The following is a 14,868-nucleotide window of genomic DNA, read 5'->3' as shown; positions in this document are numbered from 1 at the left end:
CGGGCAGAGAGAATAAAAATGGACACGATCGTCAAGAGTTACCTGCAAAAATTCGGCGTCAGCGAAGCCACCCAGACCTTCCTCAGCAAGGTCCAGAAAATGTTCATCGGCGGCGCCTGGGTCGAAGCCAGCGACGGCCAGACGTCCGATGTGATCGAGCCCTCGACCGAAGGCCTGATCACCCGCATTCCCATGGGCACCACCGACGACCTGGACCGCGCCGTGCAAGCCGCTCGCGCCCAATTCGACGGTGGCGCCTGGCGTCAGGCCAAACCGGCCGAACGCGAGCGCATGATGCAGCGCCTGGCTGACCTGATCGAGCAGAACGCCGCCGAACTGGCGGAGATCGAATCCATCGACATGGGCAAATCGGTTGCCTTCGCCAAGGACGTGGACATCCAGGGTACCGTCGATACCCTGCGTTATTTCGCCGGGTGGGCTACCAAGCTGCACGGGCGCACCGTCGAGCCGTCGCTGCCGGGCAATTACCTGGCCTATACCCGCAAAGAAGCGGTCGGCGTAGTCGGCGCCATCGTGCCGTGGAATTTCCCGCTGCAAACCATGGCCTGGAAGCTCGGCGCAGCGCTGGCGACCGGTTGCACCGTGGTGGTCAAACCCGCCGAACTGACGTCGTTGTCGGCCCTGCGTTTTGCTGAACTGGTGCAGGAAGCGGGCATTCCTGACGGCGTGATCAACATCGTCACCGGGCGCGGCAGCGTGGTCGGTGCGGCCATGGCTACCCACCCCGGCATCGACAAACTGACCTTCACCGGCTCGACCCCGGTTGGCCAGACGGTTGGCCGCGCAGCGCTGGATGACATGAAGCGTCTGACCCTCGAACTCGGTGGCAAATCACCGGTCATCGTCTGCGCGGATGCCGACATTCCGGCCGCTGCCCAGGCAGTCGCCAACGGCGTGTTTTTCAACGCTGGGCAGGTATGCGACGCCGGTACACGGGCCTATATTCATAGCAGTGTCTACGACGAATTCCTGCGCGAGCTGATCGCCTACACGCGCACCCTGAAAATGGCTCCGGGTCTGGATCCTGACTGCTTCATCAGCCCGCTGGTTTCTGCCCTGCAAAAGCAGCGTGTGACCGAGTACATCGAGACCGGCAAAGCCGAAGGCGCCGAACTGGTCTACGGCGGTCAACCGGTCGATGGCCCTGGCTTCTTCGTCGAGCCGACCATTTTTGCCAACTGCCGCAATGACATGCGCATCGTCCAGGAAGAGATTTTCGGCCCGGTGCTGGTCACCGCACCGTTCGACGATGAGGAAGACGCGCTGGCCCTGGCCAACGATTCGCCTTACGGCTTGGCGGCGGCACTGTATTCCAACGACCTGGGCAAGGTGCACAGCCTGATTCCGCGCTTGAAAGCAGGCTCGGTCTACGTCAACGCCCACGGCACCCTTGATCCGTCGATGCCGTTCGGTGGCTACAAGCAGTCCGGGTTTGGCAAAGACCTGGGCGCCGAGCAACTCGACTACCTGCTCGAAACCAAGGCGGTGTGGATCACCTTGCCAAGCTGACACGCCCCCACAATCAAAAGGCATCTGCAACAACGCCAGGTAGGCATGGGCAACACTGAATTTGTGGCGAGGGAGCTTGCTCCCGCTGGGGCACGAAGCGGCCCTGAAAATGGGACTGCTGCGCAGTCCAACGGGAGCAAGCTCCCTCGCCACAGGGGAGTCGTTCACCCGAAAGAACGCGGTTATCTCGTCATGATCTTCCAACAATAAGAGTCCATCATGAACACTAACGCCAAGTCCGCCACGAGCGTGTCTGCCCTCGACGAAAAGTCTGTCGTCGAGGGGCATTCGATTGATTTCATCCCCGAGAACGAGCGCACCGACAAACTGGCCAGCCAAGGCCCGTTCTGGTTCCTCGGCAACTTCACCTTCTTCACCATGACCATCGGTTTCGTCGGCCCAAGCGTCGGCCTGACCGCACTTTGGACCACACTCGCCGGCACGCTGGGCATCATGTTCGGCACGCTGTTCATGGCGTTTCACGGATCCCAGGGTCCGCACCTCGGCCTGCCGCAGATGATCCAGTCCCGTGCGCAGTTCGGTTATCGCGGAGTGATCCTGGTGCTGCTGGCGACGCTGTTCGTGTTCGCCGGCTTCAACATCGTCAACCTGGTGCTGATGATGCAAGGGCTGCACACGCTGTTCGGGTTCAACCCCGCCGTGATTGCGGTGGCGGTGACCATTCCGGCGGCGGTGTTGGCGATCCTCGGCCATGACTGGATGCACCGCAGCTTCAAATGGGCGCTGTTTCTGTCATTGCCGCTGTATGGCCTGGTGACCGTGGCGGTGGTGATGGGCTGGGTGCCGGATGCGGTGCTGCCGGCACTCGCCGAAGGCGAAGTGGCCCGGGAGCCGCTGGGTTTCAACTGGACCGGGTTCATCGCACAGTTTGCGGCGGCCGCCAGTTACAACATCGCTTATGCCCCATACGTGTCTGATTACTCGCGCTACCTGCCGAAGAACACCTCCAGCGGCAAGCTGATCGCCGTGGTGTTCCTGGGTGCTTCGTTGTCCGGCGCGTGGATGATTTCCGTCGGCGGCTGGCTCGCCGATCACCTGCATTCAACCGACGTGCTGGTGGCCCTCGGGCAAGTCGGCAACACCGTGTCGCCGTTGGTGGGTACGGCGGTCGTGATCGTCACCATCCTGGCGTTCCTGCCGGTGATCGCGATGAACATCTACAGCGCCAAGCTGACCACGCTGACCTGCGTCGACTCGATCAAGCACATCGAACCCACCCGCAAGGCACGCATCCTGGCGATCGGCTTTGTGATCCTGCTGCAACTGGGCGTGGCCCTGAGCATCCAGAGTTCCGGCAAAGGCCTGTCGGTGCTGGGGATTTATCTGGTGGTGATGCTGTACTTCCTGGTGCCCTGGACCTCGGTCAACCTCACCGACTACTTCTTCGTGCGCAAGGGGCGCTACGCCATCCCGCACTTCTTCATGCCCCACGGCAACATCTACGGCAACTGGGGCCTGCGCGGCATCGCGGCGTATGCCATCGGTTTTATCTCGATGATCCCGTTCTTCTACATCTTCGACGGCGTTGAACAGCGCGAAGTGTATGTCGGCCCGCTCGCCAAGGCGCTGGGCAGCATCGACATCGCCTGGCTGGTCGGGTTGATCGTCTCGGGCGTGGCGTATTACTGGCTGAGCCGCTCGATCGATCTCAAACACGAAGAAGTGGTGATCCAGCAGATTGAGAAAAACTCCCCGCAATACACCACCGGCGACACGCTGAGCCACAAACAGCAGCCACTGCCGGTATTCACTGAATCGACGGTCGGGAGATAACGATGACCACGCAAAGAATGACCACGCAAAAATACGACTACATCATCATTGGCGCAGGCTCGGCAGGTTGTGTGTTGGCCAACCGCCTGAGCGAAGACCCGGCCACCTCGGTGCTGGTCCTGGAATTCGGCGGCAGTGACAAGAGCGTAGTGATCCAGATGCCGAGCGCATTCTCGATCCCGATGAACACCAAGAAGTACAACTGGCGTTATGAGACCGAGCCGGAGACCCACCTCAACGGCCGACGCATCCACTGCCCACGAGGCAAGGTGCTGGGCGGTTCGTCGTCGATCAACGGCCTGGTGTACATCCGTGGCCATGCACTGGACTTTGACGAGTGGGAATCCCTGGGTGCCGAAGGCTGGGGCTATCGCAATTGCCTGCCGTACTTCAAGCGCGCAGAAAGTTATGAATCGGGTGGCGACAGCTATCGCGGGCAGACCGGGCCGCTGCACACCACCAATGGCAACCACATGAAAAACCCGCTGTACGGGGCCTGGGTCGAAGCCGGCGCGGAGGCGGGCTACATCAAGACCGAAGACTGTAACGGCTACATGCAGGAAGGTTTCGGTGCGATGCACATGACTGTGAAAAATGGTGTGCGTTGCTCCACGGCGAACGCCTATCTGCGTCCGGCCATGGGACGCCCGAACCTGACCGTGATCACCCACGCGATGACCCGTCAGATCCTTCTCGAAGGCAAGCGTGCGGTGGGGGTCATGTACGACCACGGTGGCCAGACGCATCAGGTGTATTGCAACCGCGAAGTGCTGATTTCATCCGGACCCATCGGTTCGCCGCACTTGCTGCAACGCTCGGGCATCGGCCCGGCGGCCGTCCTGCGCAAGGCTGGGATCGGCGTACGCCATGACCTGCCGGGCGTAGGGGAGAACCTGCAGGATCACGCCGAGGTGTACATCCAGTTCGGCTGCAAGGAACCGGTGACCCTCAACAACAAGATGGATCCGCTGAGCAAGCTGATGATCGGTCTGCGCTGGTTGCTGTTCAAGGATGGCCTGGGCGCCACCAACCACTTCGAGGCCGGTGGTTTCATCCGCTCCGAGAAGGGCCTGCGCTGGCCGGACATCCAGTTTCACTTTCTGCCGGCAGCGATGCGCTACGACGGCAACAAGCCGATCAAGGGCCATGGCTTCATGGTGTTGACTGGCCCGAACAAACCGAAAAGTCGTGGCTATGTACGGGTGCGTTCGGCCGATCCGTACGAGCATCCGGAAATCCGTTTCAACTACCTGGAGCGGGAAGAGGACCGTGAAGGCTTCCGTCGTTGCATTCGCCTGACCCGGGAAATCATCGGCCAGAAAGCCATGGACCGTTTCCGTGACGGCGAAATCGCTCCGGGCGCGCAAGTCACCAGCGATGCAGACCTCGACGCCTTCGTGCGCGACAACCTGGAAAGCACCTACCATCCGTGCGGTTCTTGCCGTATGGGTGAAGACGACATGGCGGTGGTCGATTCCGAGTTGCGTGTGCGCGGCATCGCCGGGCTGCGGGTGATCGATTCGTCGGTGTTCCCGACCGAACCGAATGGCAACCTCAATGCGCCGACCATCATGCTCGCCGAGCGGGCATCGGATCTGGTGCGTGGCGCACAGATGTTGCCGTCCGCGGATGTACCGGTTGGGTTGGTCGAGGGCTGGGAAAGCAGCCAGCGCACCTCACTGCCGGGGCGCAACGTGCGCGTGTAACCCTTGTAGGAGCTGGCTTGCCGGCGATGGTGGCCGGCCTGACACACCGATTCGTCTGGTTCGCCAGCAAGCCGGCTCCTACGGGTGATCTTCGTCGGAAAATATTACGTCGTTGTTCCGTTGCCATTGCTAGTCTGTAATTCCTTGAGACCGCAATGGAGCATCCTCATGGCTATCCAGGCCCTGCGTGCCGACGCATCGCATATCGATCAAATCGCCCCTTTGTTTGACGCCTACCGGATGTTCTACGAACAGCCGTCGAACCTGGCGCAATCGCGTGCCTTTATCGCCGAGCGTATCGCCCGGGATGAATCGGTGATTTTTCTTGCTCAGGACACGGACGGTGAAAAGCTCGGGTTCGTCCAGCTGTTCCCGACCTTTTCCTCCATCGACGCCCATCGCACCTGGCTGCTCGGTGATCTGTTCACAACACCTGCCGCCCGGGGCAAAGGCGTCGGCTCGCTGCTGATGAACACTGCCCGCGACTTTGCGAAGCTGGCCGGCGCCAAGGGCATGACCCTGGAAACCGCCACCGACAACCTCACCGCCCAGCGCCTGTATGAATCGCTGGGTTGGGTGCGTGACCCCGGTTATTACACTTATGCCCTGGACTTGAAGAAAACCTGAGCCATCAATCCTGCTCACCGAACACCGGCCGCATGAACGAACGCTCGTAGCTGAGGATGAATTTCCTGTCCTCGGCGTATTGGAAGGCGGCGATGCAGTCTGGATCGTTCATGGACTGCCGACGGTAATGTTCATACGTCGCCAGGCTCGGGAAGGTGAACAGTGCCAGAGCGATGTTGTTGGCGCCTTCGGATGGCAGGAAATAGCCGTGGTGCTGGCCGCCGAATTTCTCCACCAGGGGGATCCATAACTTGCCGTAATGCTCGAAAGCGTCGAGCTGGTAGGGGTCGAGCACGTATTTCAGGTAGCACGTCACCATTGTTTCGTTCCTTGATCAGGTTGTTTGGGCAGCCGTCACTGTAATCAACGGAACGTGCAATCGACAATTATTGGTGTATGCCCGGTGATCCCTTGTAGGAGCGAACTTGCTCGCGATGGTCGCCAACGATTACGCGTGCTATCTGGCTGGACGCGGCGCATCTGAGTCCATCGCGAGCAGGCTCGCTCCTACAGGGGGGCGATTTGAAGAAATTGCGGGCAAAAAAAAGCTGCCTTAAGTGGCAGCGGAAGATAAAGCACGCATTTGATGGGCCGAGTATGGCGTCCGGTACATGACAATTCGATGACGGAAAAACAATTGAGGTGATGCCTGGTGCTGTCATCTGGATGTCATCGAAGCAGTGGCAAGATCCTCGCAAACCGTCTTGAGTGTCCGGTGGCCACACACCTGCCGGCGGATGAATTTGCAAGGAACCCCCTATGAAAAACGCCCCCCTGTTTGCCGCCATCGACCTGGGCTCCAATGCGTTTCGCATGATGATTGGCCAGTCGGTACGGCGGAACCAGCAGATGGTCATTCAGGAAGTCAGAACCCTGCGCGAACCGGTGCGGCTGGCGGAGGGTTTTCAGGGTGGGGCGCTCGATGAACTGGCGCTGGATCGCGGTTGGCAGGCGCTGGCGCGATTCGGCAAGAAACTGCGCGGTTTCGAAGCGGTTCGCGTGCGGGCCGTGGCGACCAGCGCAGTGCGCGAGGCGGATAACGCGCCGCTGTTCCTGGCCAGTGCCGAGCGTCACCTGGGGTTTCGCATTGACGTCATTTCCGGGCATGAAGAAGCACAACTGGTTTACGCCGGCGTGGCCCACACGCTGCCGGATGCGCAAAGCACACGGCTGGTGGTGGACATCGGCGGCGGCTCGACGGAAATGATCATCGGCCGTGGCGACCGGGTGCTGAGCACCGAGAGCATCGCCATCGGCAGCGGAACCTTTGGCTCGCGGTATTTCCACGGTGGATGGATCATGGCCGAAGCGCTGCTGGAGGCGGAGCGCGTCGCCACGTTGCAGTTCGAACCCGTCGCCCGTCATTACCGCTCGATGGGTTGGCAGCAGGCGATTGGTTCGTCAGGCACCGCGCGGATGCTGGCCAAGGTGCTCAAGGCCAACGGCTTGAATGACGAAGGCCAGAACGGCATCACCTACGGTGGCCTGTTGCGCCTGTCGTTGCGTCTGCTGGAAGTCAAACACGTCAAACACCTCAAGTTGGCAGGCCTGCCCACCCATCGCATGAGCACATTGCCCGGTGGGCTGGTGGTGATGCTGGCGGCGTTCAAAGTGTTGGGGATCACGCACATGATTGCGTCTGAGCCGGGGCTGCGGTTCGGCGTGCTGCATGGATTGATGAGCAAACCTCGGGGCTGATCGACGAGCGCATCAAGGAACTGGGAGGCTGACGCGGGGAAACCCAGGCCCGTGTCCGCACCATTGATTCAGGCAGCGATCGAACTCATTACCTCCCGAACCAAAAGGTAACCCCTCTAGGAGCGAGCTTGCTCGCGATAGCAGTGGGTCAATGAATAATCCGTTGTCTGATACGCCCTCATCGCGAGCAAGCTTGCTCCTACAGGTTTGGCGTTCACCTGACCGTTTTGGATATCCGTAGCCGTCATGTTCCAATAGCCAGCAATCGCAGTCTGGAACCGGAACATGAAGAACATCGCCGCATTGATCCTCTCCTCAGCGCTTGTGCTCAGCACTCCCGCCCTCGCTGCGGGCGATGTACAGGCCGGGGAGAAAGTCTACAAGCGCCTCTGCAGCGGCTGCCACCAGATCGGCGAATCGGCGCGTGCCTTCTTCGGCCCGCAGCTCAATGGCGTGATCGGTCGCCAATCCGCCGTCACCACGGACTACGTGTATTCCGATGCGATGAAATCCGCCAACCTGGTCTGGAACCGCGAAACCCTGATCGCCTACCTCGAGGCGCCGAAGAAAGTCGTGCCTGGCACTCGCATGATTTTCTGGGGTCTCAGCGATCCGGAAAAAATCGAAGACCTGCTGGCCTACCTGCAAACCTTCCCGGCCCAAGGCCTACGATCTACTGTCCGAGCTCTACCCGGGCCGTGAAGTGGTGCAGCTCAATATTCGGCGGGCGGGGGCGGCATCCACTGTGTGACCAGTCATCAGCCGCTGGTCTGATCGGTTGCCCTCAATTTCCGGCACCACACAAAACCGTAGGAGCAAGCTTGCTCGCGATAGCGGTGGATCAGTCCATAAAGATGCAAACTGACCCCCCGTCATCGCGAGCAAGCTTGCTCCTGCAGGGGGCTTTGGTGGGTCAGGCTTTACTGGCTTTCAGATAAGCCCCCAACCGCTGCCCCATCTGCTCACCCAACGCCTGCAACCCGCTCAGCGGCCGCACCATCACTTCAAACTCGACAATCCTGCCCTGTTCATTGAAACGAATCAGGTCGATGCCCTTCAGTTCTTTCTCGCCCACCTTGGCGCTGAATTCCAGAATCACGCTCAAGCCATCCCCGGTTGCCAGCTCTCGGTGATAAGTGAAGTCTTCGAACACGTTCATCACCGTGTTGAGAATCATCGACACCACCGGCGCGCCCGGATACGGCGTGTGCGCCATCGGTGAGCGGAACACCGCTTGCGGGTCCAACAGCTCGGGCAGGGCGCTCAAATCCTTGCGGCTGATCATCGCGTGCCACTGCTCGAGCGTGGCGGCGACGTTGGGATTGAGGTTCAGTTCAGACATGTTCAACTCCTGTTTTTATTGTTTTTTGCTGCGAAAACGCGGGTGGATGACCCTTTCAGGCTTGTACGCGGTGCTCTTGAGTTCATCGCGAGCAAGCTCGCTCCTACAGTGATTTGGGAGTCGATCGCGGAGCCGTCAGCCCAGCAAGCGTTCGATCTGCGCCAACTCCCAGGTGCTGAGCAGGCTCACCGGGTCGGTGCCGAACCGCTGGCCGTTGTCGAGCGCCCATTCGCGCCCCTCCGGGCTTTGCCCGTGCAGGCAGTGGCGCAGGTGTTTGTCGTCGACATCAAGGACCAGGCGCCAGCCGTCGATATCGACCCGCACATGACCAGATTCCGGCGATTGATCGACACGTTCGAAAGCGCGAATACCCTGGGCGGCATCGCGCAACTGCTGATAAATCTCGCGGGCGGTGAGGGCGGGCACGGCTGTCTCCGGTGTGAAATCGGGGACGCACAGGATAGACCAGTCGACCACGAAAAAGCCCGGCTGATGAGGCCAATACTGTTCACTTAAGAAAATCTCGAAACGTACTAAAAACTGTGGCGAGGGAGCTTGCTCCCGCTGGACTGCGTAGCAGTCCCCTAATTGGGGGCCGCTGCGCGCCCCAGCGGGAGCAAGCTCCCTCGCCACAGGGTTGTCACAACGCATTCAAGCCGCGCTGATCTGGCTGACACTGGTGATCTGCCCATTCCACACCATTTCGTAATGCGCGGTTTGCACAATCGATGTCACCGGTCGCGGCGTCATCAACGCCCAGCAATCACTGCCCGGCAGGCGCACCGAGTGATAACGCAAACCGGGGCAAGCGGCCTTCCTGATCTCCCGGCCGAGGCGCCGGGAAACGCTGTAATCCTCCGGCGCATACACCGGATCCGTCATCGGAAGGGCGGTAGCATCCTTCATCCCGGCGTCGACAAACGCGCAAGACAACCCTCGGAACACAAACCGCTCATAGTTCAGGCTCGGCACTTTCGACCAGTACAGACTCTGGTGATGCCGCACTTCGGCTAGTGCCGCTTCCATCGAATCCGCCAGGTACAACACTCCAAAACTGCCATCACTGAACCGTGAACCTTCCGGGTTCACATGGGTAAACGGCGCCGTCGCATAGGAACAACCCGTGATCCCGAACGGTATCTCGCGCCGCGGAATCAACTCCAGCTGACCCACCTCATTCCTCAACCGCGGATTGGTCAGCGCCTGAATCTCGAACAACACTTCAAATTCATCCGCATCCGCCACGTCATCGAACAAGGCAATCGGCGGAAACTTCGAATTGACCAACCGATAAGCCTGCAACACCTGCCCGGCAAACGTCGCCAACTCACTCAGCTTCACCATTGCGCGCCCCGCAACATGTCGATGCGGCGGAAGGTTTCATACAACGAAACCATGTCGCCCTGCGCCATGATCTCCAGCGGACTACGGCCATTGAAAAACTCATTGTCATTGGCCATCGACGCAAAGCCGTAAACGTTGTCCGGGTTATCGAACACCAGCCGCAACGTCGCATGAATATTCAGTACGAAACTGATGCGCTGCATCTGATCCGCATCCAGCGCCACCGCCCACTCCACCTCCCGCTGCCGCTGCCGCGCGCGGGTGTAAGTGCTGCGGGAAATGCGCAGGATGCGGCAGGCTTGATCGCCGGTGGCTTTCCACTTTTCCAGGATGTTCACCGCGGCACGCAGGCCGGTGACGCATTGGTTTTTGGTGAAGGATTGCGGTTGGGCTTGAGCGACGACTGGCATAGTCATGGGCCTCTTTGTGAATCTATAGATTTCAATGTAGTTATATTGAGTCTGCAGATCAAATTTGCAGTGACCAGTGGACTGGGTGAGCACAAACAAAACAGGCGCCTGTTGAGGCGCCCGCTTTCATTTACTCCGCAGCCTGCGCCCGCAACCGCCGCCCGATCACATCCATCAAATCACAACCATCGCGCAACGGAATGACCAGCAGTTTGCAGAAGTCCTCAAGCACCACCGTGTCGCAACCGAGTTCGGAGCGATAGGCGATGTTTTCCAGCACCTGTGTGACCGTGCGAATACGGTAATCCGCCATGGCTTGCAGGACGTCGAGTGGGGCTTGGGTGTCGATGAGCAGGGAGGCCGGAACCAGGTCGATTCCGGTGAGGGGCATGTATCTTTCCATAGAAGAAACTCCGATCAGTGCAAAGGTTGACTGTCCCTCATTCGTCGCCAAACGAATGGGTGACAGCTGTACGCAGGTTGGCGAACCGGGATCGGAAAACCGGCAGACCCGAAGGTCTCCCGCGCACAGCTGCCATAAAGACAGCTTTGCGAAGGTGCAACAGCATCTGCAAAAAAGCACAGTGCTTTTGCATCCGATCGAACAGGTCGCCAAACCTGGTCGCCATTTGGGCGACGGGGCGGACTATAAGCTTCATCAAGGTCATGGGCAAGGTGAGGAATTCCGAGGCTGACGTAAGATCTGCGCTGATGAAACCTCAGACCTTTCACATAACGTCACTGGAAATATAAACACAGACCTGAGATGGTCTTCGCCCCGTGGTTTCAGTCACCCACGCTATCCTTAATCATCGCTCCCGCCGTCGAGATGGATCCTCCCCAATGCAAACCCCGAACCCCCAGCGCCCCCTCTGGAAAACCTACCTGTTTTTCCTCGCCCCGATGGTGCTGTCGAACTTTCTGCAATCCATGTCCGGCACGGTCAACAGCATCTACATCGGCCAGATGCTCGGCACCCAGGCGCTGGCGGCGGTGTCGGGGATGTTCCCTATCGTGTTTTTCTTCATCGCCCTGGTGATCGGCCTTGGCGCGGGCGCGGGGGTGTTGATCGGGCAGGCGTGGGGCGCACGGGAGACGCATCTGGTGAAGGCGATTGCCGGGGCGACGTTGTTGTTGGGGGTGTTGATCGGGTTGGTGGCAGCGGTGGTAGGGAGTGTGTTTGCGCGGTCGGCGTTGGTGGGGTTGGGGACGCCGGCGGATGTGCTGGACGATGCGGTGGCGTATGCCCATGTGATGTTGTGGATCATGCCGTCGCTGTTGGTGTTTGTGTTGTTCACGCAGTTGCTGCGCGGGGTCAGCGATACGTTGTCGCCGTTGTTGGCGCTGGTGGTTTCGACGATTGTTGGGTTGGCGCTGACGCCGGCGTTGATTCGCGGGTGGTTGGGTTTTCCACCGATGGGGATCCAGAGTGCGGCGATTGCCGGGCTGGTGGGTAACCTGGTGGCGATGGGGCTGCTGGCGTGGCGCTTGCTTGGCAAGGGCCATCCGCTGGCGCCGGACCGTGAGTTCTTCGCGGCAATGAAGCTGGACATGGTGATCCTCGGCAAGGTGCTGCGCATCGGGTTGCCCACCGGGTTGCAGATGGTGGTGCTGTCGCTGTCGGAGCTGGTGATTCTGGCGCTGGTGAACCAGCACGGGTCCCAGGCGACGGCGGCGTATGGCGCGGTGACGCAGATCGTCAATTACGTGCAGTTCCCGGCGCTGTCGATTGCGATCACGGCGTCGATCCTCGGTGCGCAGGCGATTGGGGCGGGACGCATTGAGCGCATCGGACCGATTTTGAAGACCGGATTGATGATCAACGTGTGTTTGACCGGTGGTCTGGTGGTGCTCGGATACTTGTTGTCGAGCTGGTTGCTGGCGTCGTTCCTCACCGAAGAGGCGACGCTCAACATGGCTGAGCACCTGTTGCACATCATGCTCTGGAGCCTGTTGGTGTTCGGTTTCCAGGCGATCATCGGCGGCATCATGCGTGCCAGCGGCACGGTGATGGTGCCGGTGGCGATTTCCATCGTGTGCGTGGTGGGTGTGCAGTTGCCGGCGGCGTATCTGCTGGATGCGAAGTTCGGGTTGCAAGGGGTGTGGATGGCATTTCCGGTGGCGTATCTGGGGATGCTGGCGTTGCAGACGCTGTATTACAAACTGGTGTGGCAGCATCAGAAGATTGAGCGGTTGGTGTAGGGGGAGCAAAGGGGCGGATAATGTGGGTAGTTGCTAGGTGTGGCGAGGGGGCTTGCCCCCGTTGGGCTGCGTAGCGGCCCTGGTAATCTCGTTTTTGCGAGTGCTGCGCACTCGAACGGGGGCAAGCTCCCTCGCCACAAAGGCCCTTGCCACAATGGACGATGTGACTGAAAAAGACAGGCGCGATCGCCTGGGGAGGTTTTCACATGAGCCCCTTGTCCCATTCCATCCTGCAAGACCGGCCAGCAGCCGGGCGGCGTTTGATTGAAGCGCTGCGACCTTACGCCCGCCGACCCGATGTCATCGTTTTAGCCTTGCCCCGTGGCGGCGTGCCGGTGGCCTATGAAGTGGCCAGGGCGCTGGGCGTGCGTCTGGACTTGATGCTGGTGCGCAAGCTTGGCGTGCCGTCGAGACCGGAGTACGCCATGGGCGCGATTGCCAGTGGCGGCATTCAGATTCGCAATGAAGAAGCGCTGCGCGATCATCCGATTGATCAAGTGACGTTCGATGCCGTGGTTGAACGGGAAACCCGCGAGTTGTTGCGCCGTGAGCAGGTTTATCGAGGCACGCGTGCGCCCGTAAAGCTGAAGGAGCAAGTGGTGATTCTGATCGACGACGGCTTGGCGACCGGCGCGTCGATGAAGGCGGCGATCCATGCGCTGCGCGTGCAGTCACCCGCGCGCATCGTGGTGGCCGTGCCCGTGGCGCCGATTGAAACGGCAGAGGCGCTGCGCCGCGAAGTGGATGAGCTGATTTGTCCGTTGATGCCTGAATGGTTCACCTCGATTGGTCATTGGTACATGGACTTTTCCCAGACGTCGGATGCCGAAGTGATCGCATTGTTGCAGCGGGCGTGGCAACGCGAGGACAGTGGGATGCCCTGATGGGCATTGCCCGGTCGGTGTTCGAAGTGGAATAAACACCGATTCTTTGCTTTAGTCCTTCTGATACCAGTCTCGGTGTGCAGCGCTGAAATCATCTCGGGAGCCCCGCCCGGAGAGTCCGATGACCCCTCGAATACTGTGTTTCGTCGCGTTGGCCGGTGTTCTCACACTCGGCGTTTTGCCGCGCGCCGACGCCGTCGAATACGCCGCCGTGAACGCCACCGCCAGCACCATCAGCTTTACCTATCAGCAGTTGGGTTCCAGGGTTTATGGCACGTTCGGCAAGTTCGAGGGGCGCCTCGATTTCGACACGGAAAACCCCACCGCCGCCCATGCCGCGCTGACCATCGACCTCAACAGCATCGATATCGACAGCAGCGACGCCAAGAGCGAATTGCAGAAACCGGCGTGGTTCAACACCGACACCTATCCCCAGGCCACGTTCGAATCGACGGCCATTCAAGACCTCGGCAACCACCGTTACACCTTCACCGGTAACCTCTCCGTCAGAGGGCAGACACGACAGGTGAACGTGCCGGTGGTGCTCAAATCAGAGAACGCCATCGGCATCTTCGACGGTGAGCTGACCCTCAAGCGCGACGATTTCAAGATGGGTGAAGGGGAGTGGGCGGACAATTTAGTGTCCAACGAAATCAATATTCGCTTTCGCATGGTGGCGCCGCAGCGCTGAGGTCATCTGCCCGTCAACGACACTCCTACAGGGATTGGATTGTTGCTGACAGAACCACTATTGCCAAAACGCATCGGCTTCGACGAAAATGAGAGTCATTATCAAATAACATTTGTGTCGGGTCGTTTTCATGTCCTCCGCTGATCTCTCGCTGCAACACGCTGTGCATACGCTGTACGAGGACCATCACAGTTGGCTCTGCGGTTGGCTGCGTAAGCGCCTCGGTTGTGTCGATCATGCGGCGGACCTTGCCCAGGACACGTTCATTCGCGTACTGACCCAGCGCAAAACCCTCGAACTGCGTGAACCGCGGGCCTACCTCAGTACGATTGCCCGCAGCCTGATGATCGACATGTTCCGCCGTCGTGCGCTGGAACAGGCCTGGCTGGAAACGCTGGCAGCCACCCCCGAACCTGTGGCGGTGTCGCCGGAAACCCGTGAGCTGGTCATCGAAACGCTGATGGAAATCGACCGTCTGCTCGATGGCCTGGGTGAACGGACTCGGGAGATTTTCCTGCTGGCGCAACTCGATGGCCTGAGCTACGTCGAAATAGGCCGTCGCATGAATGTCTCGGTGACCACCGTGAAGAAACATGCCGTGCGCGCCCTGACGCACTGTCTGTTGTTGATTGAGGACTGA

General features: G+C 59.9%; 17 protein-coding genes and 1 pseudogene. 12 read left to right on the top strand and 6 right to left on the bottom strand.

Translation table 11 applies throughout. The features are described 5' to 3' along the window. The first annotated feature begins 18 nt into the window (after nucleotides 1-18). The 4 genes from CKW15_RS03305 to CKW15_RS03290 all read left to right on the top strand — a co-directional run bounded on the left by CKW15_RS03305 (nucleotide 19) and on the right by CKW15_RS03290 (nucleotide 5,657). Entirely contained in the window at nucleotides 19-1,530 is a 1,512-nt protein-coding gene (locus CKW15_RS03305) for an aldehyde dehydrogenase (RefSeq protein ID WP_095061499.1), read from the top strand. A gap of 219 nt (nucleotides 1,531-1,749) precedes the next feature. Continuing rightward, nucleotides 1,750-3,324 carry a cytosine permease gene (locus tag CKW15_RS03300; RefSeq protein ID WP_095151589.1) on the top strand — a complete coding sequence of 525 codons (1,575 nt, stop codon included), beginning with the start codon at nucleotides 1,750-1,752 and terminating at the stop codon, nucleotides 3,322-3,324. 17 nt (nucleotides 3,325-3,341) lie between these two features. Then, nucleotides 3,342-5,030: a choline dehydrogenase gene (gene betA / locus CKW15_RS03295; protein ID WP_095151658.1), complete on the top strand. Its 1,689-nt coding sequence runs from the start codon at nucleotides 3,342-3,344 to the stop codon at nucleotides 5,028-5,030. A gap of 168 nt (nucleotides 5,031-5,198) precedes the next feature. After that, nucleotides 5,199-5,657, top strand: coding sequence for a GNAT family N-acetyltransferase (locus tag CKW15_RS03290; RefSeq protein ID WP_095151588.1), 459 nt, complete (start codon nucleotides 5,199-5,201; stop codon nucleotides 5,655-5,657). A 4-nt stretch (nucleotides 5,658-5,661) separates the two neighbouring features. Here the strand turns inward: CKW15_RS03290 and CKW15_RS03285 are convergent, their stop codons facing one another. Continuing rightward, nucleotides 5,662-5,976, bottom strand: a complete 315-nt coding sequence (locus CKW15_RS03285; RefSeq protein ID WP_095061493.1) for an NIPSNAP family protein — start codon at nucleotides 5,974-5,976, stop codon at nucleotides 5,662-5,664. Between the two features lie 440 nt (nucleotides 5,977-6,416). Between CKW15_RS03285 and CKW15_RS03275 the strand changes: the two genes are divergently transcribed. The 3 genes and pseudogenes from CKW15_RS03275 to CKW15_RS03260 form a co-directional block, all read left to right on the top strand. Then, nucleotides 6,417-7,355, top strand: a complete 939-nt coding sequence (locus CKW15_RS03275; RefSeq protein WP_095151587.1) for a Ppx/GppA family phosphatase — start codon at nucleotides 6,417-6,419, stop codon at nucleotides 7,353-7,355. 285 nt (nucleotides 7,356-7,640) lie between these two features. Beyond that, complete coding sequence (locus tag CKW15_RS03265; RefSeq protein WP_095061487.1) at nucleotides 7,641-8,057, top strand: c-type cytochrome; 417 nt, start codon at nucleotides 7,641-7,643, stop codon at nucleotides 8,055-8,057. Next, nucleotides 8,017-8,129: pseudogene (locus tag CKW15_RS03260) on the top strand (agmatine deiminase family protein); the annotation flags it as partial. The gene CKW15_RS03265 and the pseudogene CKW15_RS03260, both read left to right, overlap by 41 nt. A gap of 139 nt (nucleotides 8,130-8,268) precedes the next feature. Here the strand turns inward: CKW15_RS03260 and CKW15_RS03255 are convergent. The 5 genes from CKW15_RS03255 to CKW15_RS03235 all read right to left on the bottom strand — a co-directional run bounded on the left by CKW15_RS03255 (nucleotide 8,269) and on the right by CKW15_RS03235 (nucleotide 10,854). Continuing rightward, nucleotides 8,269-8,697: a nuclear transport factor 2 family protein gene (locus CKW15_RS03255; RefSeq protein ID WP_095151585.1), complete on the bottom strand. Its 429-nt coding sequence runs from the start codon at nucleotides 8,695-8,697 to the stop codon at nucleotides 8,269-8,271. A gap of 135 nt (nucleotides 8,698-8,832) precedes the next feature. Beyond that, complete coding sequence (locus tag CKW15_RS03250) at nucleotides 8,833-9,123, bottom strand: hypothetical protein (protein WP_095061483.1); 291 nt, start codon at nucleotides 9,121-9,123, stop codon at nucleotides 8,833-8,835. Between the two features lie 225 nt (nucleotides 9,124-9,348). Then, complete coding sequence (locus CKW15_RS03245; RefSeq protein ID WP_095151584.1) at nucleotides 9,349-10,041, bottom strand: RES family NAD+ phosphorylase; 693 nt, start codon at nucleotides 10,039-10,041, stop codon at nucleotides 9,349-9,351. Then, entirely contained in the window at nucleotides 10,035-10,457 is a 423-nt protein-coding gene (locus CKW15_RS03240; RefSeq protein ID WP_095151583.1) for an antitoxin Xre-like helix-turn-helix domain-containing protein, read from the bottom strand. Before CKW15_RS03240 ends, CKW15_RS03245 begins: the two co-directional genes overlap by 7 nt. Nucleotides 10,458-10,581: 124 nt before the next feature. Then, nucleotides 10,582-10,854 (bottom strand): hypothetical protein, encoded by a 273-nt coding sequence (locus CKW15_RS03235; protein WP_095061477.1) that lies wholly within the window; start codon nucleotides 10,852-10,854, stop codon nucleotides 10,582-10,584. Between CKW15_RS03235 and CKW15_RS28435 the strand changes: the two genes are divergently transcribed. The 5 genes from CKW15_RS28435 (at nucleotide 10,841) to CKW15_RS03210 (ending at nucleotide 14,868) form a co-directional block, all read left to right on the top strand. Next, nucleotides 10,841-11,146: a hypothetical protein gene (locus CKW15_RS28435; protein ID WP_177408859.1), complete on the top strand. Its 306-nt coding sequence runs from the start codon at nucleotides 10,841-10,843 to the stop codon at nucleotides 11,144-11,146. The genes CKW15_RS03235 and CKW15_RS28435 overlap by 14 nt on opposite strands. A 148-nt stretch (nucleotides 11,147-11,294) precedes the next feature. Further along, complete coding sequence (locus CKW15_RS03225; RefSeq protein ID WP_095061475.1) at nucleotides 11,295-12,653, top strand: MATE family efflux transporter; 1,359 nt, start codon at nucleotides 11,295-11,297, stop codon at nucleotides 12,651-12,653. Between the two features lie 206 nt (nucleotides 12,654-12,859). After that, on the top strand, nucleotides 12,860-13,537 hold the full coding sequence (locus CKW15_RS03220) for a phosphoribosyltransferase (protein ID WP_095061298.1): 678 nt from the start codon (nucleotides 12,860-12,862) through the stop codon (nucleotides 13,535-13,537). A 121-nt stretch (nucleotides 13,538-13,658) separates the two neighbouring features. Beyond that, nucleotides 13,659-14,228: a YceI family protein gene (locus tag CKW15_RS03215; RefSeq protein WP_095061297.1), complete on the top strand. Its 570-nt coding sequence runs from the start codon at nucleotides 13,659-13,661 to the stop codon at nucleotides 14,226-14,228. Between the two features lie 130 nt (nucleotides 14,229-14,358). Continuing rightward, nucleotides 14,359-14,868: a sigma-70 family RNA polymerase sigma factor gene (locus CKW15_RS03210; protein WP_095061296.1), complete on the top strand. Its 510-nt coding sequence runs from the start codon at nucleotides 14,359-14,361 to the stop codon at nucleotides 14,866-14,868.

Source organism: Pseudomonas sp. Irchel s3b5 (assembly GCF_900187435.1).
Taxonomy (GTDB): Bacteria; Pseudomonadota; Gammaproteobacteria; order Pseudomonadales; family Pseudomonadaceae; genus Aquipseudomonas.
The sequence above is the reverse complement of the archived record's forward strand: the minus strand, read 5'-3'. Positions and strand labels throughout refer to the sequence as shown.

Bases quoted from the DNA above. Each gene is read 5' to 3' on its own strand.
- CKW15_RS03245 (WP_095151584.1), bottom strand. From the start codon at position 10,041: ATGGTGAAGCTGAGTGAGTTGGCGACGTTTGCCGGGCAGGTGTTGCAG.
- CKW15_RS03215 (WP_095061297.1), top strand. From the start codon at position 13,659: ATGACCCCTCGAATACTGTGTTTCGTCGCGTTGGCCGGTGTTCTCACA.
- CKW15_RS03305 (WP_095061499.1), top strand. From the start codon at position 19: ATGGACACGATCGTCAAGAGTTACCTGCAAAAATTCGGCGTCAGCGAA.
- CKW15_RS03225 (WP_095061475.1), top strand. From the start codon at position 11,295: ATGCAAACCCCGAACCCCCAGCGCCCCCTCTGGAAAACCTACCTGTTT.
- CKW15_RS03235 (WP_095061477.1), bottom strand. From the start codon at position 10,854: ATGGAAAGATACATGCCCCTCACCGGAATCGACCTGGTTCCGGCCTCC.
- CKW15_RS03255 (WP_095151585.1), bottom strand. From the start codon at position 8,697: ATGTCTGAACTGAACCTCAATCCCAACGTCGCCGCCACGCTCGAGCAG.
- betA (WP_095151658.1), top strand. From the start codon at position 3,342: ATGACCACGCAAAAATACGACTACATCATCATTGGCGCAGGCTCGGCA.
- CKW15_RS03290 (WP_095151588.1), top strand. From the start codon at position 5,199: ATGGCTATCCAGGCCCTGCGTGCCGACGCATCGCATATCGATCAAATC.
- CKW15_RS03300 (WP_095151589.1), top strand. From the start codon at position 1,750: ATGAACACTAACGCCAAGTCCGCCACGAGCGTGTCTGCCCTCGACGAA.
- CKW15_RS03220 (WP_095061298.1), top strand. From the start codon at position 12,860: ATGAGCCCCTTGTCCCATTCCATCCTGCAAGACCGGCCAGCAGCCGGG.
- CKW15_RS28435 (WP_177408859.1), top strand. From the start codon at position 10,841: ATGTATCTTTCCATAGAAGAAACTCCGATCAGTGCAAAGGTTGACTGT.
- CKW15_RS03275 (WP_095151587.1), top strand. From the start codon at position 6,417: ATGAAAAACGCCCCCCTGTTTGCCGCCATCGACCTGGGCTCCAATGCG.
- CKW15_RS03240 (WP_095151583.1), bottom strand. From the start codon at position 10,457: ATGACTATGCCAGTCGTCGCTCAAGCCCAACCGCAATCCTTCACCAAA.
- CKW15_RS03285 (WP_095061493.1), bottom strand. From the start codon at position 5,976: ATGGTGACGTGCTACCTGAAATACGTGCTCGACCCCTACCAGCTCGAC.
- CKW15_RS03265 (WP_095061487.1), top strand. From the start codon at position 7,641: ATGAAGAACATCGCCGCATTGATCCTCTCCTCAGCGCTTGTGCTCAGC.
- CKW15_RS03210 (WP_095061296.1), top strand. From the start codon at position 14,359: ATGTCCTCCGCTGATCTCTCGCTGCAACACGCTGTGCATACGCTGTAC.